Annotated in this window: 19 protein-coding genes; 11 read left to right on the forward strand and 8 right to left on the reverse strand. The window is 60.4% G+C overall.

Annotation, left to right across the window (positions count from 1 at the left end; genetic code table 11):
* Positions 1-51: 51 nt before the first annotated feature.
* Positions 52-819, reverse strand: a complete 768-nt coding sequence (locus Q0677_RS05585) for a DsbA family protein (protein WP_298906883.1) — start codon at positions 817-819, stop codon at positions 52-54.
* Between the two features lie 254 nt (positions 820-1,073).
* Here Q0677_RS05585 and Q0677_RS05590 point away from each other — a divergent pair, with 254 nt between their 5' ends.
* Together Q0677_RS05590 and Q0677_RS05595 are read left to right on the forward strand one after the other, a co-directional pair.
* Complete coding sequence (locus Q0677_RS05590; protein ID WP_298906885.1) at positions 1,074-2,213, forward strand: aminotransferase class I/II-fold pyridoxal phosphate-dependent enzyme; 1,140 nt, start codon at positions 1,074-1,076, stop codon at positions 2,211-2,213.
* A gap of 328 nt (positions 2,214-2,541) precedes the next feature.
* A complete protein-coding gene (locus Q0677_RS05595) occupies positions 2,542-4,728 on the forward strand; it encodes a Hint domain-containing protein (protein WP_298906888.1) in 2,187 nt (728 codons plus the stop codon).
* A 54-nt stretch (positions 4,729-4,782) separates the two neighbouring features.
* Here Q0677_RS05595 and Q0677_RS05600 read toward each other — a convergent pair whose 3' ends face one another.
* The 4 genes from Q0677_RS05600 to Q0677_RS05615 form a co-directional block, all read right to left on the reverse strand.
* Positions 4,783-5,235, reverse strand: a complete 453-nt coding sequence (locus Q0677_RS05600; protein WP_298906890.1) for a cytochrome c — start codon at positions 5,233-5,235, stop codon at positions 4,783-4,785.
* Between the two features lie 108 nt (positions 5,236-5,343).
* A complete protein-coding gene (locus Q0677_RS05605; RefSeq protein WP_133488069.1) occupies positions 5,344-6,099 on the reverse strand; it encodes a gamma-glutamyl-gamma-aminobutyrate hydrolase family protein in 756 nt (251 codons plus the stop codon).
* A gap of 102 nt (positions 6,100-6,201) precedes the next feature.
* Complete coding sequence (locus Q0677_RS05610; protein WP_298906895.1) at positions 6,202-6,630, reverse strand: heme-binding protein; 429 nt, start codon at positions 6,628-6,630, stop codon at positions 6,202-6,204.
* A gap of 8 nt (positions 6,631-6,638) precedes the next feature.
* Complete coding sequence (locus Q0677_RS05615; protein WP_298906898.1) at positions 6,639-8,741, reverse strand: malate synthase G; 2,103 nt, start codon at positions 8,739-8,741, stop codon at positions 6,639-6,641.
* Positions 8,742-8,933: 192 nt separating this feature from the next.
* On the opposite strand from Q0677_RS05615, the gene pepN reads away from it, so the two are divergent.
* The gene (gene pepN / locus Q0677_RS05620) at positions 8,934-11,486 is read left to right on the forward strand and encodes an aminopeptidase N (protein WP_298906902.1); all 2,553 of its coding nucleotides are present in this window, start codon (positions 8,934-8,936) and stop codon (positions 11,484-11,486) included.
* Between the two features lie 82 nt (positions 11,487-11,568).
* Here the strand turns inward: pepN and Q0677_RS05625 are convergent, their stop codons facing one another.
* Positions 11,569-12,165, reverse strand: coding sequence for a transglycosylase SLT domain-containing protein (locus tag Q0677_RS05625; RefSeq protein ID WP_298906904.1), 597 nt, complete (start codon positions 12,163-12,165; stop codon positions 11,569-11,571).
* Positions 12,166-12,492: 327 nt separating this feature from the next.
* On the opposite strand from Q0677_RS05625, the gene gatB reads away from it, so the two are divergent.
* The 3 genes from gatB (at position 12,493) to Q0677_RS05640 (ending at position 16,270) form a co-directional block, all read left to right on the forward strand.
* Positions 12,493-14,007 (forward strand): Asp-tRNA(Asn)/Glu-tRNA(Gln) amidotransferase subunit GatB, encoded by a 1,515-nt coding sequence (gene gatB / locus Q0677_RS05630; RefSeq protein ID WP_298906906.1) that lies wholly within the window; start codon positions 12,493-12,495, stop codon positions 14,005-14,007.
* A gap of 89 nt (positions 14,008-14,096) precedes the next feature.
* Entirely contained in the window at positions 14,097-15,764 is a 1,668-nt protein-coding gene (locus tag Q0677_RS05635) for a U32 family peptidase C-terminal domain-containing protein (protein WP_298906910.1), read from the forward strand.
* Positions 15,765-15,865: 101 nt separating this feature from the next.
* Positions 15,866-16,270 carry a DUF4177 domain-containing protein gene (locus Q0677_RS05640; protein ID WP_298906912.1) on the forward strand — a complete coding sequence of 135 codons (405 nt, stop codon included), beginning with the start codon at positions 15,866-15,868 and terminating at the stop codon, positions 16,268-16,270.
* On the opposite strand, the gene Q0677_RS05645 is transcribed toward Q0677_RS05640, so the two are convergent.
* Entirely contained in the window at positions 16,271-16,528 is a 258-nt protein-coding gene (locus Q0677_RS05645) for a BolA family transcriptional regulator (RefSeq protein WP_298906914.1), read from the reverse strand.
* A 75-nt stretch (positions 16,529-16,603) separates the two neighbouring features.
* On the opposite strand from Q0677_RS05645, the gene Q0677_RS05650 reads away from it, so the two are divergent.
* From Q0677_RS05650 to Q0677_RS05670, 5 genes are all read left to right on the forward strand, one after another.
* Positions 16,604-17,230: a DnaJ domain-containing protein gene (locus tag Q0677_RS05650; protein WP_298906917.1), complete on the forward strand. Its 627-nt coding sequence runs from the start codon at positions 16,604-16,606 to the stop codon at positions 17,228-17,230.
* 245 nt (positions 17,231-17,475) lie between these two features.
* On the forward strand, positions 17,476-18,462 hold the full coding sequence (gene cobS / locus Q0677_RS05655; protein ID WP_298906919.1) for a cobaltochelatase subunit CobS: 987 nt from the start codon (positions 17,476-17,478) through the stop codon (positions 18,460-18,462).
* Positions 18,463-18,615: 153 nt separating this feature from the next.
* On the forward strand, positions 18,616-20,490 hold the full coding sequence (gene cobT / locus Q0677_RS05660; protein ID WP_298906922.1) for a cobaltochelatase subunit CobT: 1,875 nt from the start codon (positions 18,616-18,618) through the stop codon (positions 20,488-20,490).
* 212 nt (positions 20,491-20,702) lie between these two features.
* Entirely contained in the window at positions 20,703-22,499 is a 1,797-nt protein-coding gene (locus Q0677_RS05665; RefSeq protein ID WP_298906925.1) for an aminopeptidase P family protein, read from the forward strand.
* A 61-nt stretch (positions 22,500-22,560) separates the two neighbouring features.
* A complete protein-coding gene (locus Q0677_RS05670) occupies positions 22,561-22,902 on the forward strand; it encodes a DUF427 domain-containing protein (protein WP_298906928.1) in 342 nt (113 codons plus the stop codon).
* Between the two features lie 9 nt (positions 22,903-22,911).
* On the opposite strand, the gene Q0677_RS05675 is transcribed toward Q0677_RS05670, so the two are convergent.
* Positions 22,912-24,039 carry an anhydro-N-acetylmuramic acid kinase gene (locus Q0677_RS05675; protein WP_298906930.1) on the reverse strand — a complete coding sequence of 376 codons (1,128 nt, stop codon included), beginning with the start codon at positions 24,037-24,039 and terminating at the stop codon, positions 22,912-22,914.
* Between the last annotated feature and the right edge of the window lie 7 nt (positions 24,040-24,046).

Below are 24,046 nucleotides of genomic sequence, written 5' to 3' on the forward strand. Positions count from 1 at the left end.
AGCAAGCAGCCCGTTGCGACACCGTCCTGTCAGCGACACAAACGTCACCGCTTACTGTGCCGCGCGGCCAGCTGAGATGATTTGCTGCATCTGTTCCAGCTCCATGAACCCACGCGCCATGGTGTCCTGCATCACAAAAGCCGGTGTGCCGGTCACTTGCAGGCGCTTACCCAGCTCGCGGTTCTCGGTCAGGATGCGCTGCACCTCGGGCGAGTTCATGCCAGCCGCAATGGCCGCCCCGTCCAGCTCCAGATCGTCGGCCAGTTCGACCAAACGGGCCTCGGTCACGTTGCCACGCAGGGTGATCAGCTCGTTGTGCAGCACCTCATAGGCCTCTGCCCCGAAAAGCTGCTGGGCCGAGATGGCGAACTGCGCCGACATCAGGCTGGCTTCGCTGAGGATCGGGAACTCTTTCAGGATCAGACGGATGTTGCCGTCTGCGGCCAGAAGGTCCTGCAACACGGTATGGGCCTTGCGGCAGAAACCACATTGGTAATCTACGAACTCGACAATCGTATAGTCGCCATCCGGGTTGCCCATCACATGCGAGAACCCGTCATTGAAGATCGCTTCGGCATTGACCTGAACCAACGTCTTGTCTTGCTCGACTTGCTCTTGCGCCTGTCGCTGCTCCAATTCGGCGAAGACCTCGATCATCACTTCGGGGTTTTCCAGAAGATAGGCGCGGATTTCGTCGCGCAAAGCGTTGCGTTCGTCATCCGACAGGTTGGTCAGGTCCAGCGCGCTGGCCGGCAGGGCCGTCGCAGCAATCATGGTGGCGGTCAGGGCAGCTTTGCGCAGGGAAAAGGGAAATGGCATGCGATCAGGATCCTGTCTGGGTGCCCCAACGGGGCTTTTATATTCAAAGTTAACTTGGATGTAATCTATGGCGCGCGTGCTGCCAACCATTGCGTCGCGTCCGACGCCGAGATCGGAGCCAATCTGCGCACGCCACTGCCCCCGCTGCGACACCGACACCAGCTTGACTTCACTGGGCGGGACAGGCAGGCAGGCGACACGATCGGGTACCGCCCTGCCCGCCCCAATTCTGCCGAGACCGCAAAGAGGCCCAGATGAAAAACTCGACCCGTGGTAACGTTGATCCCTTTATCGTCATGGACGTGATGGAAGCCGCCCGCGCGGCCGAGGCCGAGGGCCGCCCCATCATCCATATGGAGGTCGGTCAGCCGTCGACACCCGCCCCCACAGCGGCGCGCGCCGCTTTGGTCGAGGCAATGGAAAGCGACGCGCTGGGATATACTGTCGCACTGGGCCTGCCCGCCCTGCGGGAAGGCATCGCAAAGCTTTATAAAGATTGGTACAATCTGGACCTCAACCCCGAACGTGTGGTGGTCACCCCCGGCAGTTCGGGCGCCTTTATTCTGGCCTTCACTGCGCTGTTTGATGCGGGCGACAAGGTCGGTCTGGGCGAGCCCGGATACCCCTCGTATCGGCAAATTCTGAAGGCACTGGACCTGACCCCGGTCGGCCTGCCCACCAAGCCAGAAAACCGCCTACAACCGGTGCCCGCGGACATCCCGGACGGGCTGGCTGGCCTGATCACCGCCTCGCCTGCGAACCCGTCGGGCACCATGCTGGACCATGCCGCGCTGGAAGGACTGATCGACACCTGCCGCGCCAAGAACACCAGCTTCATCGCGGACGAGATCTATCACGGTCTGCAATATGAAGGGCGCGCAATTTCGGCGCTGGAGGTGTCCGATGACATCTACGTGATCAACAGCTTCTCGAAGTACTTCTCGATGACCGGATGGCGCGTGGGCTGGATGGTTGTGCCGGAAGATCACATCCGCACCGTCGAACGCTTGGCGCAGAATATGTTCATCTGCCCGCCCCATGCCAGCCAGGTAGCGGCCCTGGGTGCGCTGAACGCCCGTGACGAGTTGGACGCCAACCTCGCCACCTATCGCACCAACCGGCAGTTGATGCTGGAGGAACTGCCAAAGGCGGGGTTCGACAAGATCGCCCCGCCGGACGGAGCCTTCTATATCTACGCCGATGTCAGCGAACACACCGACGACAGCCGCGCCTTCGCTGCCGAGATCCTCGAAAAAGCCGACATCGCCGTGACCCCCGGTATGGATTTCGATCCGATTCGCGGCCACCAAACCCTGCGCTTTTCCTATGCCCGCTCAACAGCAGATATTCGCGAAGGATTGGCGCGTCTGAGGCGTTTCATGGAACAACGCTGACGACGCTTTTCACGCTTTGCGCTGATGGGCTGGGCGCAGATCTACCTCTGATATGCGCACTTCTCCCTGAGCGCAGATAAACGTGAAACGTTAACCATAACAAAGGCTTGGATCACCTGATTTTGCCTTGAAATTGACGCATTCAGGCTTTCTTAAATCGACCGTCCTAAATTGAGTGGCAAGTACGTTTCAACTGCAGTGGTGAATTCTGCGCGTGAAACTGGTTTCCGAGTAAACCACTTATTTGGTGGCAGTAATGAGTGTTCGCTCAGCGCCGGAGGTGTCCGGTCCGAGCGTTTGGTAACGAGTAAGAGACGGGGGAAGTTGCATGGCAACTTTGGACAATGCGATTTGGCTGACCGGTGCGGGCGGGACAGCTGTCGGCGGCACAACCACAATCAACGATGGACCATACAGCACTGACGTGACCGCGGCGTTCACGGGCAGTTGGGATGCATCGCAAAGCGGGTACAATGTATCCGAGTTTGGGGCCTTCGCGGTCTCATCGCCGATCACCGCTGACTATGAATTCTCGACCCCCGTCGAAAACCTGTCCTTCACCATCGATCACGTCAATGATGATGGCGCATCAACTTATGACGACTATTGGACCATCGCGGCCTATGACGCGGATGGCAATCTGATACCGGCCGACGACGTGATCGCCAGCCTGTCAGGAATTGATGACGAACTGATCATTACGAATGATGACGGGACGGTATCGATCCAGACCGAGGGCACAAACGCCAACGACATCGACGTCAACCTGTCTGGCCCGATCTCTCAGCTGGTTCTGACCTACGAACCCGGTCCGGATGCGCCGCAGACAGGTGGTTCGGGGATCTCGGACCTGACCTTCGACGTGCCTGCCCCGGATACGGATGGCGACGGCGTTGGGGATGATGTTGATCTTGATATCGATGGCGACGGCATCCTGAACGAAGATGAGATGGGCACCGAAACTCCGTCCACAATTACCATTACATTCGATGGGGATGAGTGGTCGGGCGCCGAGAACACCTGGGAGCTAAAGGATGCGAGCGGCGCGGTCATCGCGACAGGTGATCCCGCTAATAATACCATCGAGATCACGGATATCTCGGTCACCGATCTGGGTGACTATACGTTCACTGTCTACGACTCGTTTGGCGATGGGCTGACTCAAGGGTCGTTCGGAAAGTACGAAGTTGCCATTGACGGTGTAACGGTCGTGGATTCTGGTGCGAACCCGAGCTTCGGAAGCGAAGCGGTACACACATTTACGGTTGCCGAAACTGTTGTCGAAGTTGATACCGACGGCGATGGCATCTTTGACCATCTTGATCTGGACAGCGATGGCGACGGCATTGCCGACAATGTCGAAGCGCAGAGCTCGACAGGGTATGTTGCGCCCATCGGCAATGATGCCGACGGTGACGGGTTGGATGATGCCTATGATGCGACGCCGACGACTGGCGCCGCCGGTTCGAACGGCCTGACGGCTGTCGACACAGATGGAGACGGGATCGTCGACTATCTGGATCTGGACAGCGACAATGACGGCATCACCGACAACGTCGAGGGTCAATCGACCAGCGGCTATGTCGAGCCCACTGGGACAGACACCGATGGCGACGGCATTGACGACGCCTATGATGCCACCCCCTCCACGGGATACTCAGGATCGAATGGAGTCAGCCCCGAGGACACTGACGGCGATGGTACTCATGACTATCGGGATAGCGACAGTGACGACGACGGCCTAAGCGATGCAGAGGAAGCTGGACATGGTGTCACGCAATCCGTGATTGACGCCTCGGGCGATGCGGATGGCGACGGCATTAAAGACGCAGTCGACGACGTGTCGGGGTGGGATGTCAACGATACCGACACCGATGGGGCCGGGAATGTGCTTCTGCCCGACACCGATGGTGATTTTGGCTCGGGTGGCGATCTGGATTATCGCGATGTGATTTGCTTTACCACCGGTAGCCTGATCCTGACCGACCGCGGCGAGCGCCCCATCGAAGATCTGCGCGTGGGCGACATGGTGGTCACCCGCGATCACGGTCTGCAGCCTATTCGCTGGATTAGCCACACGACGACTGCTGGCGTTGGCCGTCTTGCGCCGATCCGGATCCAAGAAGGCGCGTTTGGCAACCACAGCGCGCTGATCGTCTCGCCCCAGCACCGCATGGTCTATGAAGGGCCGCAGGCCAGCCTGTTCTTCGCAGAACCCGAGGTTATGATCCCCGCCGTGCACCTGTTGCACAGCGGATGCGCGACGCAGACCGATGTGGACCGCGTGACCTACTACCACATCATGTTCGACGCGCATCAGGTGATCTTCGCCAACGGCGCCGCGACGGAAAGCTTCCACCCGGGGCATCAGGGTCTGAAAGCTGTTGATGAGGCCGCACGGGACGAGCTGTTCACTCTGTTCCCGGAACTGCGCAGCGAACCGCGCCAATATGGCGACACCGCGCGTATGGTGTTGAAGAAATACGAAGCCCGCGTGCTGGACCTGGCACGCTAGACTTCCCCAGAAAATCGTCCAAAAGGCCCCAGATCGCTGGGGCCTTTTTTGCGTTCAGAGGATCCCGTTGGCGCGTTGGACGGCGCGCAGGTATTTCACGATCTCGGCGACCTCGGCACGGGTGATGCCCTCGACCGGAGGCATGTTGCCAAAGGTCCAGTGATGCGCCCGCACGCCGACCTCGGCAGCACGGAAGAAGGCCGCATCCCCGTGATGCGAGGGTTCATAGATCTTGTGGATCAGCGGCGGGCCCGCCCCCTCCAACCCGCCCGCCGACGGCCCGTGACAGGCCGCACATTTCGCGGTGAAGGCGCGCGCGCCGACGGCATAGTCGCTTCCCAGATCAGGCAGGTTCACTTGAACCATCTCGGTAGGGGTAGCGTCATATTGGGCCGCATCGCCCACCGGGTTGGGCGGAGCCACATCTGGCGCCGGTCCAAACCCGATCCAAGCTGCCACAGCCACCCCGGCAAGCGCCGTGCCACCATAGAAATACGCTGGTTTCATTAAGATCCTGTCCTCGTCCAACCGTCATTTAAGACAGCGATACGGGTTCCAGCAGGGGGAAGGTCAACGGTGAACCCGCGTGAAACCAGCCAGGTCACAGGGATGTGATCAGGCCGCCTTGCCCGCAGCCCAGGCGCGCACAGCATCCCCGAACGCCGTAAACAACACGCGCGAGACCGGGTCTTCGGCGGCGCGGTATTCTGGGTGCCACTGAACCGACAGCGTAAACCCGGGCGCATCCTTGATCACGATGGCTTCGGGCGTGCCGTCATCGGCGTGACCTTCGATGATCACGCGCGGGCCAGAGGTCTTGATCCCCTGCCCGTGCAGAGTATTTGTCCGCACGGTTTCGCCCAGCAGATCACAGAACACCCCGCCCTTGTCGAAATGGACATCGTGACGGATGGCAAACTTTTCCTCAAGCGTCCCGTCCGGCGGCATCCGGTGGTTCATCCGCCCCGGAAGCTCGCGGATTTCAGGATAGAGCGAGCCGCCCATGGCGACATTGACCTCTTGAAAGCCCCGGCAGATCCCGAAAAACGGCTGCCCGCGATCAACGCAAGCGCGGATCAGCGGCAGCGTGATCGCGTCGCGACAGCGATCAAATTCGCCATGCGCTTCGGTTTCATCTTCGCCATATTCCTCGGGGTGGACATTGGGACGCCCACCGGTGAACAGGAACCCATCACACGTCTCGAGCAGCTCGTCGACCGTGACAAAACGCGGATCTGTCGGAACGATCAGTGGCAGACAGCCCGCAACCTGCGACACGGCTTCCGAGTTCATCGTGCCGCCCGCATGGGTCGGGTAGTTGTCATTCAGCAAATAGGAGTTGCCGATAATGCCGACAGTGGGGCGTTTCATGTCTGCTCCGACGATTGTGGTGTGTTTCCCGGAACGTAAAACAGCGCAAAGGGAAGTTCAAACCCCTTGCGCTGCCTCTTAACGGACTGTGATCGCAGGTGATCAGCCGTCGGCGGTCAATCCGACGGATTTGATCCCAGCCGACCCGGCTTCAAGGTCATTTTCCGAGGTGTCACCAGTGACCCCGACGGCCCCGATCACATCGCCAGAGTCATTGCGCACCAGAATGCCACCCGGCACCGGCACCAGCTTGCCCTCATAGGCGGCACCAGCAGCGGCAATGAAATAGGCCTGTGCCTCGGCGCGGTCGCGTTGCGCGGTGCCGCCGATCCCCAGCATGACCGAGCCATAGGCCTTACCACGTGCAATGTCGAACCGGCCCGGAGGCGCCCCGTCTGCGCGTTCAAACGCCAGCACATGACCGCCAGCGTCAACAACGACCACCGACAGCGGCTTCATGCCCTTATCGCGGCCATAGGCCATCGTGTCATGAATGATGACGCGCGCTGCGTCCAACGTGATACGGTTCATAGTGTCCCTCAAGCCTCTGCTTTCTTTTCCAGACGACGTGCATGCAGCACGGGTTCAGTATAGCCGGATGGCTGCACACGGCCCTTGAACACAAGGTCGCAGGCAGCGTGAAAGGCCACGCCGTCATAGCCGGGTGCCATCGGCTGATAGCTGGGATCGCCCGCGTTCTGTGCGTCGACCTTCACGGCCATCTTGCGCAATGCGGCCATCACCTCGTCTTGCGAGACGACGCCGTGGTGCAGCCAATTCGCTAGAGCCTGAGACGAGATCCGGCAAGTCGCGCGGTCTTCCATCAGGCCAATGTCGTGGATGTCCGGCACTTTCGAGCAGCCAACGCCTGCATCAATCCAGCGCACCACATAGCCCAGAATGCCTTGCGCGTTGTTTTCGATTTCTTCGCGGATTTCGTCCTCGGACCAGTTTACACCCGCAGCGACCGGGATGGTCAGCAGGTCGTCCAACGTGCCGCGCGCGCCGCCCTCCAGCAGTTCCTCTTGGCGGGCCAGCACATCCACTTGGTGATAGTGCGTCGCGTGCAGGGTCGCTGCCGTCGGACTGGGCACCCAAGCGCAATTCGCACCCGACATCGGATGACCGATCTTCTGGTCCAGCATATCCGCCATCCGATCCGGCGCGGCCCACATGCCCTTGCCGATCTGCGCCCGGCCCTTCAGGCCACAGGCCAGACCGATATCCACGTTGCGATCCTCGTAAGAGGCAATCCACGCCGCATTCTTCATCTCGCCCTTGCGGATCATCGGCCCTGCCTCCATCGAGGTGTGGATTTCATCCCCGGTGCGGTCAAGGAAACCTGTATTGATGAAGGCCACGCGATGCTTCGCGGCGCGGATACATTCTTTCAAGTTCACAGACGTACGGCGTTCCTCATCCATGATGCCCAGCTTCACGGTGTGACGCGGCAGGCCCAGCAACTCTTCCACCCGGTCAAAGATCTCGTCCGCGAAGGCAACCTCTTCAGGCCCATGCATCTTGGGTTTCACGACATAGACCGATCCTGTGACCGAGTTCCCGCCCTCGCGCTTCAGATCATGCATGGCGCAGAGCGTGGTGACGACGGCGTCCATCAATCCTTCCGGCACTTCCGCACCATCGGGCAACAGGATCGCCGGGTTGGTCATCAGGTGCCCCACATTGCGCACCAGCATCAGGGCGCGGCCCTTCAGCTTGACCTCGCCATCGGGGCCGTCAAACGTCAGATCGTCATTCAGCTTCCGCTCGAACGTTTTGCCGCCCTTGCTGACCTCTTCGGTCAGCGACCCATCCATCAAGCCCAGCCAGTTGGAATAGGCCAGCACCTTGTCCTCGGCATCCACCGCGGCCACGCTGTCTTCGCAATCCATGATCGCCGACATGGCGCTTTCCAGCCGAACGTCAGACAGGCCAAGCGGGTCCGACGCGCCGATTTCGGTGGTGTCATCGAACTCAAGAACGATCTTCAAGCCATTGTTTTCATAAAAGAAGAGCTTATCGCGACTCCCAAGGAACTGGCCGGGGTTGGCCAAGGCGGGCGGCGTATTTCCGATCCGCATGGCTTCCGCCCAGCTGCCATCGGCCAGCGGAAGAACACCGTCGAGGAAGCTTTTGGCCGCTGCGATGACGCGGGCGCCGCGGGCCGGGTTATAGCCCTTGCCTTCTGGCAGATCGCCCAAAGCATCGGTGCCATAAAGCGCATCGTAGAGGCTGCCCCAACGCGCATTCGCCGCGTTCAGCGCATAGCGCGCATTCATGATTGGTACGACCAATTGCGGGCCGGGGATCAAGGCAATCTCAGGGTCGGTGTTTTCGGTCTCGATCGCAAAGTCCGGCCCTTCGGGGACCAGATATCCGATCTCTTCCAGAAAGGCGCGATAGGCAACGGCATCATGAGGCTGTCCCGCGCGGGCTTTGTGCCAATCGTCCAGCTGCCGCTGAAGCTGCGCGCGTTTCTCCAACAGCGCCCTGTTCTTCGGGGCGAGATCAGTCAGGATCTGCGCAAAACCGCTCCAGAAATCGTCATAGCGCAGCGCCGTTCCCGCCAGCGCGCGTGTTTCCAGAAAGCGGCCAAGTTCGCGATGAACCTGAAGCCCTGCCCGTTCGATATAGTCGCTCATGTCGAAACCCCTCGTATACCTCTGTATGCACCCTAGAGTTTCCGATACGAAACCAATGCGCAAGTGGGTTTATTTTGACCTCGGTTAAGCAAAGCTTATCTGAGCCTCGTCAACATGACGTCTGGACGGGCTTGCAGCCCTGCACTCCCGCGCCTAGATTTCGGGTCTGGACTCAAGCCCGAAGGATTTCTGATGAAAGACGCTGCCCCCCAACCGATCTATCTGGCCGACTACACGCCCCCCGCTTATCTGATCGACGGGGTCGAGCTGGTCTTTCACCTGCACCCCACCGCGACGCGGGTGGTGTCGACAATCCGGTTCACACCGAACCCGGACGCGGTATCCAAAGAATTTTTCTTGCATGGCGAAGGGCTTACCCTGATCCGCGCGGCCGTTGACGGAACAGACATCACACCAGAACTGGTCGACGGCGGATTGAAAGCAGACGTACCTGATGCGCCCTTCGTGTGGGAGGCCGAGGTCGAGATCAGCCCTGAAACCAACACCGCTTTGGAAGGGCTTTATATGTCGAACGGCATGTATTGCACCCAGTGCGAGGCCGAGGGCTTCCGCCGCATCACCTATTACCCTGACCGCCCTGACGTCATGGCCCCCTTCAAGGTGCGCATTGAAGGCAGCGAGCCCGTGATGCTGTCCAACGGCAACCCGGTCGCGTCGGGCGACGGGTGGGCCGAATGGGACGACCCGTGGCCCAAGCCCGCCTATCTGTTCGCGCTGGTCGCGGGCGATCTTGTGGCCCGTGACGACAGCTTCACCACCATGTCCGGCAAGGATGTGGAGCTGAAGCTGTGGGTGCGCCCCGGCGACGAGGGCAAAACTGCCTTCGGGATGCAGGCGTTGAAGGATTCGATGAAATGGGATGAAGAGGTTTACGGGCGCGAGTATGACCTCGACATCTTCCAGATCGTCGCCGTGTCTGACTTCAACATGGGCGCGATGGAGAACAAGGGGTTGAACATCTTCAACACCTCTGCGGTTCTGGCGTCGCCCGAGACGTCCACGGACGCGAACTTCGAACGGATCGAGGCGATCATCGCGCATGAGTATTTCCACAACTGGACCGGCAACCGCATCACCTGTCGCGACTGGTTCCAGCTAAGCCTGAAGGAAGGGCTGACCGTGTTCCGCGATCAGCAGTTCTCGGGCGATATGCGGTCGGAAGCGGTGTGCCGGATCAACGATGTCTCTGCCCTACGTGGCCGTCAGTTCCGCGAAGACAATGGCCCGCTGGCCCACCAAGTGCAGCCCGACAGCTTTGTCGAGATCAACAATTTCTACACGGCCACGATCTATGAAAAAGGGGCTGAGCTGATCCGCATGTTGCGGGTTTTGGTGGGCGATGACGCCTATGACAAAGCGCTGGATCTGTATTTCACCAGCCACGATGGCGAGGCCGCGACAATCGAGGATTGGGTGAAGGTCTTTGAGGACAGCACCGGGCGCGATCTGACACAGTTCCGCCGCTGGTACAAACAAGCCGGTACGCCGCGCGTTGCCGTGTCGGAAGACTGGGCTGACGGCACCTATACGTTGACCTTCAAGCAGTCGACGCCCCCGACCCCCGGTCAGGACGAGAAACTGCCGCAGCACATCCCTCTTGCCGTGGGCCTTCTGGGTCCCAATGGCGACGAGGTGCAGTCGACGCAAATCCTTGAGATGACCGAGGCCGAGCAAAGTTTCACCTTCGAGGGGCTGGCCGCGAAGCCCACACCCTCGATCCTGCGCCACTTCTCGGCCCCGGTGATTTTGGAGCGTGAAACTTCGGCCCAGGAACGCGCCTTCCTGCTGGCCCATGACACCGACCCGTTCAACAAGTGGGAAGCAGGCCGGACGCTGGCCCGGGACGTGTTGATCGCCCTGATCACTGGCGAGGACGCCCCGCTGGACGACTATCTGCACGCGATAGCTGTGATGCTGCGCGACGACAGCCTTGACCCTGCCTTCCGTGCGCTGACCCTTGGCCTGCCCGGTCAGGACGATCTGGCGCAGACGCTGTTCGACGCGGGCGTCACCCCCGACCCCATGAAGATCTACCGCGCCAAGCAGACGCTGTGGCAAGCAATGACCGAGCATCTGCAAGACCTTCTGCCCCGCCTGATGGCAGAAATGGAGGTGACCGACCCGTTCCAGCCCAACGCTGATCAAGCGGGCAAACGCGCGCTGGGGCTGGGGCTGATGAACCTTTTGAACCGTCTGGATGGCGGCGCGGCGGCGCAGGCGCTTTATGATCGGGCCGACAACATGACGCTTCGGCTGGGCGCGCTTGGGCTTTTGTTGCAGGCCCAGAAAGGCGATGCCGCACTGGCGGACTTCCGGGCACGGTTCGAAACGGATGAGCTTGTGATGGACAAGTGGTTCGCCATGCAGGTGACCCATTCCGCGCCGGAAGACACGGCCGATATCGTTGCCAAACTGACCGAGGACAGCGCCTTCAACTGGAAGAACCCGAACCGCTTCCGCGCGGTCTTTGGCGCGTTCATCATGAACCCGGCGGGGTTCCACAATGGGTCGGGCGAAGGGTACAAGCTGTTTGCCGATTGGCTGATCAAGCTTGACCCTGTGAACCCGCAGATCACGGCCCGGATGTCGTCAGGGTTTGAGACATGGCGGCGCTATGACGCCGACCGTCAGGCGATGATGAAAGCCCAGATCGAGCGAGTTCTGGCGACGGACGGTCTGAGCCGCGATAGTCAGGAAATGCTGGGACGCATCCTGAACGGTTAAGTCAAAAGAAAAGGGCGGGAAATCTCCCGCCCTTCCTTTTTCGACCGGCCCCAGGACCGATCTATGGAGTATTCTTCCGGGCTTAACCCGCAGCGCAGTAGTTCTGCTCGCGCACCCACTCGCGCATTTGCTCGCGCTTACGCTTGGAATGGAACGGGCCCCAGTCGGCTGCCACGCCCTTCATCCCGCGCGAGACCACGTTGTCACGCGGTACGGTCACGGCCATGATGCGCACGGCGCAGGACAGGTTCATCTCGCCGTTCTTCAGCGCCTCGCCCGAGCGGGCTTCGCAGCCATAGCCGCGTGCGGTTGCGGGCAGGATCTGCACCAGACCGTACCATTTGCCGCCACCGCCGACAGCCGTCTGGCGCCATGTGCTTTCATAGAAGGACAGCGTGGACAGAAGCCCCGCCCAGAACGCGTTACGCCCTGCCGTGTCCTGATTTTCGTAATCCGGGCACCACTCGGCGATGTCCGCTGGAACGACCTCTGCCAGAACGGTTCCGTGATTTTCCAGTGCAGCGATGGTCGCTTCGGTCCAGGCTTTGGCCTGCGGCTTCTCATCCCACTGCATGGTTAGTACCGGCTGACGCGACGCGCGCGAGCCAAAAAAGTCCTCGGCCATAACGGCGTCCGACAGCATCACTGTCGCCACAAGGCCCATCATAATCCGTTTCATTTTTCCCACCTACGTTTGGTACAGACGGTCCCCCCGGTGTCTGATCAGGGGGGAATAGGACTGTTGGTTGCGTATTGCAACACTTTTTTCGCCGCAGCGCAGCAATGGGCTATGACTTGCTGATATGCCTTATTTGCAAGGCTGGTATGCATTCTTATTCACAGGTGAAATAAACCAAATACTATCGGCAGGTTAGCATTCCCTCTGCAGTGCAGCATATCCATTTCACGCCACAACACCTCGAACCTTCCTGCGCGCCTGCCCTCTTGCCCCTTCCCGTCACCTCAACTAGAACCCGGACAGGTTTTGACACTTGGGAAAACACACATGCTTGATCATCTCGCCTATGAAAGCCCGCAGCCGAAAGTGATTGCAGGGGCGAAGGAAGACTGGGAACTGGTCATCGGGATGGAAATCCACGCGCAGGTCAGCTCGAACGCGAAGCTGTTTTCGGGCGCATCGACGAAGTTTGGCGCCGAGCCGAACTCGAACGTGGCTTTCGTGGACAGCGCCATGCCCGGCATGCTGCCCGTGATCAACGAATATTGTGTGGAACAGGCCGTGCGCACCGGTCTGGGTCTGAAGGCAGACATCAACCTGTTCTCGGCCTTCGACCGCAAAAACTATTTCTATCCGGACCTGCCGCAGGGCTATCAGATTTCGCAGCTCTATCACCCCATCGTGGGCGAAGGCGAAGTGATCGTGGATATGGGCCCGGGCGTGGCCCGCAAGGTCCGCATCGAACGCATCCACCTTGAGCAGGACGCCGGTAAATCCGTGCACGACATGGATCCGAACATGTCCTTCGTCGACCTGAACCGCACGGGCGTCGCGCTGATGGAGATCGTCAGTCGTCCCGACATTCGCGGACCCGAGGAAGCTGCTGCCTACGTCACCAAGCTGCGCCAGATCCTGCGCTATCTGGGCACCTGTGATGGCAACATGCAGAACGGCAACCTGCGCGCCGACGTGAACGTCTCGGTCTGCCGTCCGGGTCAGTACGAGAAATATCAAGAGACGCAGGATTTCGGTCATCTGGGCACCCGCTGCGAGATCAAGAACATGAACTCGATGCGCTTCATTCAGGCAGCGATTGACTATGAAGCCAAGCGCCAGATCGCCATTCTGGAGGATGGTGGCGAGGTCGTTCAGGAAACCCGTCTCTATGACGCGGACAAGAACGAAACCCGCTCGATGCGCTCGAAGGAAGAAGCACACGACTATCGTTACTTCCCCTGCCCCGACCTGTTGCCGCTGGAAATCGAGCAAGAGTGGGTGGACGACATCGCCAAAACCCTGCCGGAACTGCCGGACGAAAAGAAAGCCCGCTTCGTGACCGATTTCGGCCTGTCGGAATATGACGCCGACGTGCTGACCGCCGAAGCCGAGAACGCTGCTTTCTTTGAAGCCGTGGCCGAGGGCAATGACGGCAAGCTGGCCGCCAACTGGGTGATCAACGAGCTGTTTGGCCGTCTGAAGAAGGAAGATCACTCGATCAAAGAAAGCCCGGTCAGCCCCGAGCAGCTGGGTGGTATCATCAAGCTGATCGCCAAGGGCGACATCTCGGGCAAGATCGCCAAGGATCTGTTCGAGATCGTCTATACCGAAGGCGGCGACCCGGCCGAGATCGTGGAAGCCCGCGGCATGAAGCAGGTCACTGACACCGGCGCCATCGAGGCCGCCGTGGACGAGGTGATCGCCGCCAACCCCGCTCAGGTCGAGAAAGCCAAACAGAACCCGAAACTGGTTGGGTTCTTCGTCGGTCAGGTGATGAAAGCCACCGGCGGCAAGGCCAACCCGAAGGCGGTGAATGAAATCGTGACGGCCAAGCTGGGCCTCTGATTTCAAACGACAATTTGCGATGAAGGCCCCCTTTTCGGGGCCTTTGCCATTTCTCTAACCCGCGAATGCGCGAACACACGGGTGATAAGATGACTGAACGACGCTCTGAACTTTTGATGCCCGCGGGCAATCTGCGAAAACTGAAAATGGCCGTGCTGTATGGCGCGGACGCGGTCTATCTGGGGACGCCGGATATGTCGCTGCGCACCAAGTCGCAGTTTTCGCTGGAAGAGGTGATCGAGGGCGTTCAGTTCTGCCACGATCACGGCCGCCGCGCCTATCTGACGCTGAACCTGTTCAGCCACAACAAAGACATCCCGAAGCTGGACGAATATATCGACACAGTGCGCAAGGTGAAGCCTGACGGGCTGATCATCGCGGATCCCGGCGTGTTTCAATATGTAAAGACCCGCGCGCCGGAACTGCCCCTGCATATCTCGACGCAGGCCAACGTGTGTTCGTGGCTGTCGGTGAAGTTCTGGGAAGATCAGGGGGCCGAACTGGTCGTTCTGGCCCGCGAGGTGTCCTATCCCGAGCTGGTCGAAATTCGCGAAGAATGCCCGGATGTGAAGCTCGAGGCCTTCGTGCATGGCGCGATGTGCATGACCTATTCGGGCCGCTGCCTGCTGTCCAACTTCATGGCCGAACGCGGCGCGAACCAAGGCAACTGCGCGAACTCGTGCCGTTGGAACTATGGCGTTCGGATGCGCCTGAAGGACGGCACGATCGAAGATCTGAACATCACCGAAGACAACGCGGATATGTTTGAATTCCTGCTGGAAGAAGGCTGCCGCCCCGGGGAATTCATGCCGATCGAGGAAGACGGGCGCGGGTCGTACATCCTGAACTCGCGCGATCTGTGCATCATGCCGAAGCTGGACGAGTATCTGAAGATCGGTGTCGACAGCCTGAAGGTCGAAGGGCGCGGCAAGTCCGAGTACTACTGCGCCATCGTCGCCCGCGCCTATCGCATGGCGATTGATGACTATTACGCTGACCCGGAAAACTGGGATCCGAAGCCTTACATGCGCGAGCTCGAGGCCGTCGGGAACCGCGGCTACACGCTGGCCTTCCACGAAGGTCGCCTGACCAACTATGCCCATGATTACGAGCACACCGCGTCGCTGGCGCAGTGGGAATATGCGGGCGTTGTTACGGATGTCACCGAGGACGCGTTCCTGGTCGAAGTGAAGAACAAGCTGGAGGCCGGTGAGGTGCTGGAATTCATCTCGCCCATCGCGCGCGAGACCGTGCTGCTGCGGATGTACGAATTCGAGGACTACCACAAGGGTGACATCAAAGAGGTCGTCCATGGCAGCACCAAGACCACCATCCGCGTGCCCTTCGCCCTGTTCGATCACGAGGATCTGGACGACCTGAAAGCCCGCTTCCCCGCCTTCACCGTGTTGCGCAAAGAAAAGGCGCTGACGGACGAACAATGGAAGCGCATCCGCTTTGACAAGCTGACGCAAGGGCTTGAAATGTCGGGGAAAGAAAACCCGAAGGCCTATGAAAAGCGCCGCGATGATCTGGCGGACGCGATTGCCGCAGATGGCCGCGAGACCCGCCTGAAAACCAACCGCGTCGGCACGGATGGCTGCTGTGGTAAAGGCTGCAACGGCTGCCTGATCTTCTGGCAAGGTGACGAATACGCCCGCGCCCGCGAAGTGCTGTTGAAGCGCAAGCAAGGCGAACAGCTGTCGCGTGCCGAAGCCGCGGCCCTGAAGCAGGACGCGCCCCCGCGTCTGGTGGGCTAACCAGACAGGGGCAATCCGCCACTTCCACGGACACCCTCTTGGCCCCTAGGCCGAAAACCGTTTATACGGCCTAAAGCCGGACAAATTGAAAAGGTCAGTCCATGACGATCTACGAATACCAAGTGATCCCCGCCCCGCGCAAAGGCAAGAAAGCCCGTGGCGTCAAAGGGTCCGAGGCCCGTTTCGCCCTTGCCATTCAAGAGGTCCTGAACGAGGCCAGTGCAGAAGGCTGGGAATATCTGCGCACCGATACGCTGCCCAGCGAAGAACGCTCGGGCCTGACGGGGCGCACCACCGTGTATCAGAACATGCTGGTCTTCCGCCGCCCCGCCGAGGATCGAACGGATGAGCAAGCCGCAGATGCAGACTTCGCTGCCGTGACAGCCGTCGCAGACGAGGTGACCGAGGAAAACAACGCGCCAAGCCTGCCCTCAGCCACTGAAGCGAACGACCACAGCGACGCGGCGCCAAGTGTTAACAGCGACGAGCCCTATACGCTCCGGTGATCAGCCGGAAATCTCAAGCGCAAGCGCGTGGATCTCGGACACCAGATCCGCGCCAAGCGCCTTGTGCACCGCGCGATGGCGTGCGATCCGTGACATATCGGCAAATTCTGGCGCACGGATGATCACCCGGAAATGGCTTTCACCACCGTCCTGATAGCCCGCATGACCGCGATGCTGTTCGCTTTCATCAATGACTTCAAGATGTTCCGGGGCGAACGCCGCGCTCAGCGCCTGATGAATTCGGTCCGATCTGTTCATTTCTTATCCGTTCCCTCTTCAATCCCGGTGAAAAAGCACTAAACTCTCGGGTCCGAGTCGAAAAGAGTAGTAATGATGCCCAACGACGATCCTTTTGGTTTTGACATGTCTGTCTCTGCAGCCAAGAAACGCAACCCGCGCGGCAAGCGTGGGATGTCTGGCGCGTTTGAGACCTCGAAACGTGTGTGTGAACATGACGGCTGTAACGAGGCCGGACAGTACCGCGCGCCCCGCTCGCCCGATCATCTGGACGAGTTCAAATGGTTCTGCAAAGACCACGTGCGCGAGTATAATCTGAAATGGAACTTCTTCGACGGCGCGTCCGAAGAGGAAATGAACGCGCAGGCCGACAAGGACCGCGTGTGGGAACGCGAGACCAAGCCCTTCGGCACCAAGGACGAACAGCGCGCCTGGGCCCGTCTGGGCGTGGACGACCCGCATCAGGTTCTGGGCGCCAACGCCACGCAGAACCCCGGCAAGTCGATCACGGGCACCCGCAAGCTGCCGCCCACGGAACGTCGCGCCATCGACATTCTGGAAGCCAAGGATCACTGGACCAAGGCCGAAATCCGCAAGTCCTATAAGAAACTGATCAAGGTGCTGCACCCTGACATGAACGGCGGCGACCGCTCTCAGGAAGAGCAGCTGCAAGAGGTTCGCTGGGCCTGGGATCAGATCAAGGACAGCCGCAGCTTTAAGTAAGGTGGCGGGTCAAAGGGGCTCTGCCCCTCTGCGCGCTGCGCATTCACCCCGGGATATTTGTGACAAGAAAATGCGGCTGGCTTGGCGAAGTGACCAAGCCAGCCGCTCGCAGTTTGTAAGGCCAGCCTTGCCCAGCGTCAGCTTTTCCCCCCGCTTCCCCTTGCACGAGTGATCCACATCGGGCATCACGTCCGTAACACTAGACATGAGCGCGCAATGGGGCGCGTGACAGAAGGATCACCCACATGGCAGACGGCACCCTGGATATGAACGCGAAACCGACCGAAGACATTTCGGTGCGCGAGGTTTTCGGCATCGACAGCGACATGATGGTCAAGGGCTTTGCCGAACGTACCAGCCGCGTGCCCGAGGTGGACAGCACCTATAAGTTTGACCCGGACACCACGCTGGCAATTCTGGCGGGTTTCTCGCACAACCGCCGCGTGATGGTGCAGGGCTATCACGGTACGGGTAAATCGACCCATATTGAACAGGTTGCGGCCCGTCTGAACTGGCCGGCCGTGCGCGTGAACCTCGACAGTCACATCAGCCGGATCGACCTGATCGGTAAGGACGCGATCAAGCTGAAAGACGGCATGCAGGTCACCGAGTTCCAAGAAGGCATTCTGCCCTGGGCCCTGCGCAACCCGACTGCGATTGTGTTCGACGAATACGATGCGGGCCGTGCCGACGTGATGTTCGTTATCCAGCGCGTGCTGGAACATGACGGCAAGCTGACTCTTCTGGACCAGAACGAAGTTATCACCCCCCACCCGTCCTTCCGCCTGTTTGCCACCGCGAACACCGTGGGTCTGGGCGACACGACGGGGCTGTATCACGGCGTGCAGCAGATCAACCAAGCGCAGATGGACCGCTGGTCGCTGGTCGCCACGCTGAACTATCTGTCGCATGACGCAGAAACCAACATCGTGCTGGCGAAAAACCCATTCCTGAACACCGAGACCGGCCGCCAGACCGTCAGCCAGATGGTCACCGTCGCGGACCTGACCCGTACGGCCTTTATGAACGGCGATCTGTCGACGGTGATGAGCCCGCGGACCGTGATCAACTGGGCGCAAAACGCATCCATCTTCCGCTCGGTCGGCTACGCGTTCCGTCTGTCCTTCCTGAACAAATGTGACGAACTGGAGCGCCAGATCGTGGCCGAGTTCTATCAGCGTTGCTTCGACGAGGAACTGCCGGAGAGCGCGGTGAGCATGAGCTTGGGGTGATTTCCAAGCGATTGATATCAGATTGCACCGCCCGGTCGACAGACCGGGCAGCGCCGACCCGCCCCCATGGGGCGGCGCTTACGCGCCACCCCGCGGGTCTTCACCGCCCTCATTGCGATGACGCGTTGAACCGTGGATCGATAGGCCAATAGAATGAAAAAACCCACCGACAACCCCGCTGATCCGTTCAAAAAAGCGCTGGCTGAGGCGACGAAGACGCTTGCCGATGAGCCGGAACTGTCGGTGAGCTTCACGGTGGACCCCTCGGGCGTCAGCCGTGACGCGATGCGCCTGCCTCAGGTCACGCGGCGAATGACCAAGGACGAGGTGTTGTTGGCGCGTGGCACGGCGGATGCCTATGCCATGAAGCTGCGCTATCACGACGAAGCGACCTTTGCGAAATACGCCCCTGCCGGCAACATGGCGCGCGAGATCTATGACGCGATGGAAACCGCCCGCTGCGAGGCGTTGGGGGCCCGCGACATGCCAGGAACAGCGGGCAATATTGACGCCAAGATCGGGCACGAGGCCGAACGTCTGGGCTATGACCAGATCACCGCCGCCGCCGATGCCCCCCTGCCCGTTGCCGCCGGATACCTGATGCGCCATTTGGCGACTGGCCGCGACCTCCCAGCTGGTGCTGATAACGTGATGGGCCTGTGGCGCGATTTCATCGAAGCGCAATGTGGCGAGCATCTGAACGACCTGACCGGCGCTTTGGCCGATCAGCAGTCATTCTCGCGCTTTGCCCGCCAGATCATCGAAGATCTGGGCTATGGCGACCAGCTTGGCGATGATCCGGACGCCGAGGATGACGAGAACGAGGACGAAGCCCAGCCCGAAGACGACGAGGCGCAGGACGATCCGAATTCGGAGCAGTCGCCGGAAGAGGACGAGGCCGAAGCCGATCCCGAACGCGCGCAAGACGAGCAGATGGACCCGTCCGAGGCGCAGGTCACCCTTGATGACATGGCCGAAGATGAGGTGGGCGAAGAGGCAGAAATGCCCGACGCGGACGCCCCGCCCGAACCGCCGACGCCTCAGCCCGCATCCGACGCAGACCCGGATTATCTGGTTTTCCACAACGAGCACGACGAAGAGGTCATGGCCGAAGATCTGGCAGAACCTGCCGAGTTGGAGCGTCTGCGCGCCTATCTGGACCAGCAGTTGGAGCCGTTGAAGGGCGCGGTCTCGCGTCTGGCCAATAAGCTGCAGCGCCGTTTGCAGGCACAGCAGAACCGCTCGTGGTTGTTTGACCTTGAAGAAGGCATTCTGGACGCAGGCCGTCTGGCCCGTGTGGTTGCGAACCCCACGACGCCCCTGTCGTTCAAGCAGGAAAAAGACACTGAATTCCGCGACACGGTGGTGACACTGCTGCTGGACAACTCGGGCTCGATGCGCGGACGTCCGATTTCGATCGCGGCGATCTGTGCCGACGTGCTGTCGCGCACGCTGGAACGCTGTCAGGTGAAGGTCGAGGTTTTGGGCTTCACCACCCGTGCCTGGAAAGGTGGCCTTGCACGCGAGAAATGGTTGGCGGATGGGCGGCCTCAGCAACCCGGCCGTCTGAACGATCTGCGCCACATCATCTATAAACAGGCCGACGCCCCGATGCGCCGCACGCGCGACAATTTGGGCCTGATGATGAAAGAAGGGCTGCTGAAGGAAAATATCGACGGCGAGGCGCTGGAATGGGCGCACCGCCGGATCGTGGCCCGCCCCGAGCAGCGCAAGATCCTGATGGTAATTTCAGATGGGGCGCCGGTGGACGATTCAACTCTGTCCGTTAACCCCGCGAATTATCTGGAAAAACACCTGCGCGACGTGATCGAGATGGTCGAGAAACGCAAACAGGTCGAGCTTTTGGCGATTGGGATCGGCCACGACGTGACCCGTTATTACGAACGCGCCGTCACCATCACCGATGCCGAGCAACTGGCCGGTGCGATCACCGAACAGCTGGCGGCGCTTTTCGACAGCGACCCACGTGCCCGTGCCCGCGTCATGGGGATCAAGAAAGCAATCTAAAGCGTTTTGCGATAAACTTGAGGTACAGGTTTATCGTAAAACGCACGCCACATTTATACCTCGCGCTGCGTTTCGTTTTCCCCCGTGAAGGGTTGAAATCGAAACGCTTTACCCCCTTTTCACCGCGCCCGTTTCGCGGCATGTTGCGCCCAACACGCGCCCGCCCTTCGCGGGCGTGTTTTTTAGTGCGAAAACCGATTTCGGAGACCTCGATGTTCCAGAGCTTCACCACCACCGCCGATCCAAGCAAAGGGGCCGCCCGTTTGGACCGCCTGCGCCGCGCGATGGGGCTGAAAGGGTTGGACGGGTTCTTTGTGCCGCGCGCGGATGCCCATCAAGGTGAGTATGTTGCGGACTGCGATGCGCGGTTAGCGTGGCTGACCGGATTTACGGGCTCGGCTGGCTTCTGCATTGCGCTGAAAGGTGTGGCTGGGGTGTTCGTCGACGGGCGATATCGTGTTCAGGTACGTGAACAGGCCGATATGACCGCTTTCTCACCTGTCGATTGGCCCGAGGTTCAACCGGGTGATTGGCTGAAGGAACAGATCTCGGGCAAAGCGCGGATCGGGTTTGATCCGTGGCTGCATACGAAATCCGAGATCGAAAGGATCGAGAAAGCTCTGGATGGCACTGGTGTCACGCTGGTGCCCACCGACAATCTCGTCGACCAGATCTGGGAGGACCGCCCTGCCCCGCCCAGCGGCAAGATCATCGAGCAGCCCCTTGAATTCGCAGGGCAATCCAGCGCCGCAAAACGGGGCGAGCTGGCCGACGAGCTGTTGGCCAAGGGGCAGAAAGCCTGCGCGATCACGCTGTCCGACAGCATTGCGTGGCTTCTAAATATCCGGGGCAACGACATCCCCTGCATCCCGGTTGTGCAGGGCTTTGCGATCTTAGGCGACGATGCCTCGGTCCAGTTTTTCGCCACGGAAGGCCGGACGGTCGAGGTGCAGTTTGATGCGGATGTCTCGCTGCACCCGATCCGCGATTTTCAAACTGCGCTCAAACGTCTGGACGGCCCGGTGCGTGTGGACCGTGCCTCGGCCCCTTATGCGGTCTGGCAGATCCTGTCGGAGGCCGGGATCCCGATCGATTGGGCCGAAGATCCCGCGATCCTGCCCAAGGCACAGAAGAACCCGACAGAGCTGAAAGGCGCGCGGACAGCCCATCTGCGCGATGCCGCCGCCGTGGTCGAGTTTCTGGCGTGGTTTGAGGCAAGTAACAAGACCAGCCTGACCGAGATTGATTTGGTCACCCAACTGGAAGAAAAACGCCGCGCCACCAATGCGCTGATGGACATCTCGTTCGAGACCATCGCAGGCGCAGGTCCCAATGGCGCGATCATGCATTACCGCGTGACCGAAGAGACCAACCGCACGCTTGAGGGCGGCAATCTGGTGGTTCTGGACAGTGGCGGGCAGTATCGCGATGGCACCACAGATATCACCCGCACCCTAAGCGTGGGCGAGGTCGGCGACGATGAAAAACGCTGTTTTACCCGTGTGTTGCAGGGCATGGTTGCCCTGTCACGCACCTATTTCCCGAAGGGCCGTACGGGCCGCGATCTCGACCCGATCGCACGCTACCCTCTTTGGGCGGCGCATCAGGATTTCAACCACGGCACCGGGCATGGCGTAGGCGCCTATCTGTCGGTCCATGAAGGGCCGCAGCGGTTCTCTCCGATCTCGGATACCGAGCTTTTGCCGGGCATGATCCTGTCCAACGAACCGGGATACTATCGCAACGGCGCGTTCGGTATTCGGCTGGAAAACCTTGTGGTTGTGCAGAAAGCCCCGACACCGCCGGGCGGCGACCGCGAACGCGAGATGCTGAGCCTTGAAACACTTACATATGTGCCCGTCGACACCTCGTTGATCATTACCGAGATGCTATCGGGCGAGGAACGCGCGTGGCTGAATGCCTATCACGCCAAAACACTGGAATTGCTGGGTACTCAGGTGTCTGACGCTGCGTTGCAATGGTTGAAAGGTGCTTGCGCGCCAATTTGACACGCGCTTTTTACACAGGATCTGTTAGGGTGCCGCAAAATCGTACGGGGAAAGAAGAACAATGACCGACAACATCATCATTCGCGCCGCTGAAGGCAAATGGACCGTACGTGCCGGGGGCGCAGTGATCGGGGAAAGCCAAGACGCCCTTGAGGTGCAGGAAGGCGATCTGCCGCCGGTGATCTATTTCCCGCGTGGCGACATCGCCATGGCGTTTTTGGACGACAGCGCCACCGTCACCACCTGCCCTTATAAGGGTGAGGCGAAGCATTTCTCGATCCAGACGAAATCGACCGTGATCGAGGATGCCGCTTGGTCCTATGACGCCCCGATCGAGGATCTTGAGCAGATCAAGGGCCATGTGGCCTTCTATGGCGACAAGGCCACCGTGGCGCGCACCTAAGCCCGCCTTTCAGCTGTTTTCAGGGGAAGAGACCTTGCCGCCCCCAACCGGAGCGGCAACGCCTGTCGTGCTGGGCGCCGATGTTGGTAGCCCGCTTGCGACGCGCACCGCAAGGAAGGCAAAGGCCTGCGCTTCCAGCATGTCTCCGTCCAATCCGGTATCGTCGATGTCTTGCACAGGCACGGACAGACGCGCAAAGAGTTCGTGCATGATGGCTGCGTTCTTGCGCCCACCGCCCGTGACCAGAAGCCGTGTTGGCGGGCTGGGGCAATGGGCCATGCCTTGGGCGACAGCCTCGGCGGCACAGGCAGCCAACGTGCGCGCGGCATCTGCGTCGGACAGTTTGGCCACTGCGGGCAGTAGATCAGGAAACTGATCCCGGTCGAGCGATTTGGGCGGTTGGCGTGTGAAATACGGGTGGTCCAAGAAGGCCTGCACGATGCCCTCGTCGGACAGTCCAGACAGCGCCAATGCGCCGCCTTGATCCAAAGCCACCCCGCGCCGCGCCAACATCAGATCGTTGATCGGCGCGTTCGCGGGACCGGTGTCGAAAGCTAGGCAGGCATTTGGCACCTCGGGCGCGTCAATGCGCGGGTCCACCCATGTGACATTCCCCACCCCGCCGAGGTTCAGGAACGCGATGGGGGCGTCCGCGCCGATAAACCGCGCGCAGGCGTGGTGAAAGAAAGGGGCAAGCGGTGCGCCCTCGCCGCCTTCGGCCACGTCTTTGCTGCGGAAATCCCAAACCACCGGCACGCGCAGCATATCGGCCAGCACCTGCCCATTGCCCGCCTGATGCGTGCGTCCGTTGGTGGGATCATGGGCCAGCGTTTGTCCGTGATAGCCCAGAAGGTCCGCTGAATTCTCTGCCAGCAGCGTCCGCGCCAAGGCGATATGCGCCGCTTCGCCTACACGCGCAGCGGGTGCCACGTCCGGCCCGTCCGGCCACTGTCCAAGAGCGACGCGCAGATCGGTCCTTTGGGCGTCAGTATAGTCCGCATAGGCGCTCGGCCCGAAGGCATGAATGCGGGTGCCGTCGGTCTGAACAAGGGCTGCGTCCACACCGTCCAGTGAGGTGCCGGACATCATCCCCAGCGCCCAAATCGGCCCCGTCTTCGCCCCATTCTCATCCGCCATCGCCAAC

The sequence above is a fragment of the uncultured Aliiroseovarius sp. genome (assembly GCF_947492455.1).
In the GTDB taxonomy this organism is placed as follows: domain Bacteria; phylum Pseudomonadota; class Alphaproteobacteria; order Rhodobacterales; family Rhodobacteraceae; genus Aliiroseovarius.

Excerpts from the sequence above, each read along its gene's own strand:
- Q0677_RS05665 (WP_298906925.1), top strand. The coding sequence starts at position 20,703 with ATGTTCCAGAGCTTCACCACCACCGCCGATCCAAGCAAAGGGGCCGCC.
- Q0677_RS05595 (WP_298906888.1), top strand. The coding sequence starts at position 2,542 with ATGGCAACTTTGGACAATGCGATTTGGCTGACCGGTGCGGGCGGGACA.
- Q0677_RS05640 (WP_298906912.1), top strand. The coding sequence starts at position 15,866 with ATGACGATCTACGAATACCAAGTGATCCCCGCCCCGCGCAAAGGCAAG.
- Q0677_RS05675 (WP_298906930.1), bottom strand. The coding sequence starts at position 24,039 with ATGGCGGATGAGAATGGGGCGAAGACGGGGCCGATTTGGGCGCTGGGG.
- Q0677_RS05585 (WP_298906883.1), bottom strand. The coding sequence starts at position 819 with ATGCCATTTCCCTTTTCCCTGCGCAAAGCTGCCCTGACCGCCACCATG.
- Q0677_RS05600 (WP_298906890.1), bottom strand. The coding sequence starts at position 5,235 with ATGAAACCAGCGTATTTCTATGGTGGCACGGCGCTTGCCGGGGTGGCT.
- Q0677_RS05650 (WP_298906917.1), top strand. The coding sequence starts at position 16,604 with ATGCCCAACGACGATCCTTTTGGTTTTGACATGTCTGTCTCTGCAGCC.
- Q0677_RS05635 (WP_298906910.1), top strand. The coding sequence starts at position 14,097 with ATGACTGAACGACGCTCTGAACTTTTGATGCCCGCGGGCAATCTGCGA.
- Q0677_RS05615 (WP_298906898.1), bottom strand. The coding sequence starts at position 8,741 with ATGAGCGACTATATCGAACGGGCAGGGCTTCAGGTTCATCGCGAACTT.
- Q0677_RS05625 (WP_298906904.1), bottom strand. The coding sequence starts at position 12,165 with ATGAAACGGATTATGATGGGCCTTGTGGCGACAGTGATGCTGTCGGAC.
- Q0677_RS05610 (WP_298906895.1), bottom strand. The coding sequence starts at position 6,630 with ATGAACCGTATCACGTTGGACGCAGCGCGCGTCATCATTCATGACACG.
- Q0677_RS05645 (WP_298906914.1), bottom strand. The coding sequence starts at position 16,528 with ATGAACAGATCGGACCGAATTCATCAGGCGCTGAGCGCGGCGTTCGCC.
- Q0677_RS05670 (WP_298906928.1), top strand. The coding sequence starts at position 22,561 with ATGACCGACAACATCATCATTCGCGCCGCTGAAGGCAAATGGACCGTA.
- Q0677_RS05590 (WP_298906885.1), top strand. The coding sequence starts at position 1,074 with ATGAAAAACTCGACCCGTGGTAACGTTGATCCCTTTATCGTCATGGAC.
- pepN (WP_298906902.1), top strand. The coding sequence starts at position 8,934 with ATGAAAGACGCTGCCCCCCAACCGATCTATCTGGCCGACTACACGCCC.
- Q0677_RS05605 (WP_133488069.1), bottom strand. The coding sequence starts at position 6,099 with ATGAAACGCCCCACTGTCGGCATTATCGGCAACTCCTATTTGCTGAAT.
- cobT (WP_298906922.1), top strand. The coding sequence starts at position 18,616 with ATGAAAAAACCCACCGACAACCCCGCTGATCCGTTCAAAAAAGCGCTG.
- gatB (WP_298906906.1), top strand. The coding sequence starts at position 12,493 with ATGCTTGATCATCTCGCCTATGAAAGCCCGCAGCCGAAAGTGATTGCA.
- cobS (WP_298906919.1), top strand. The coding sequence starts at position 17,476 with ATGGCAGACGGCACCCTGGATATGAACGCGAAACCGACCGAAGACATT.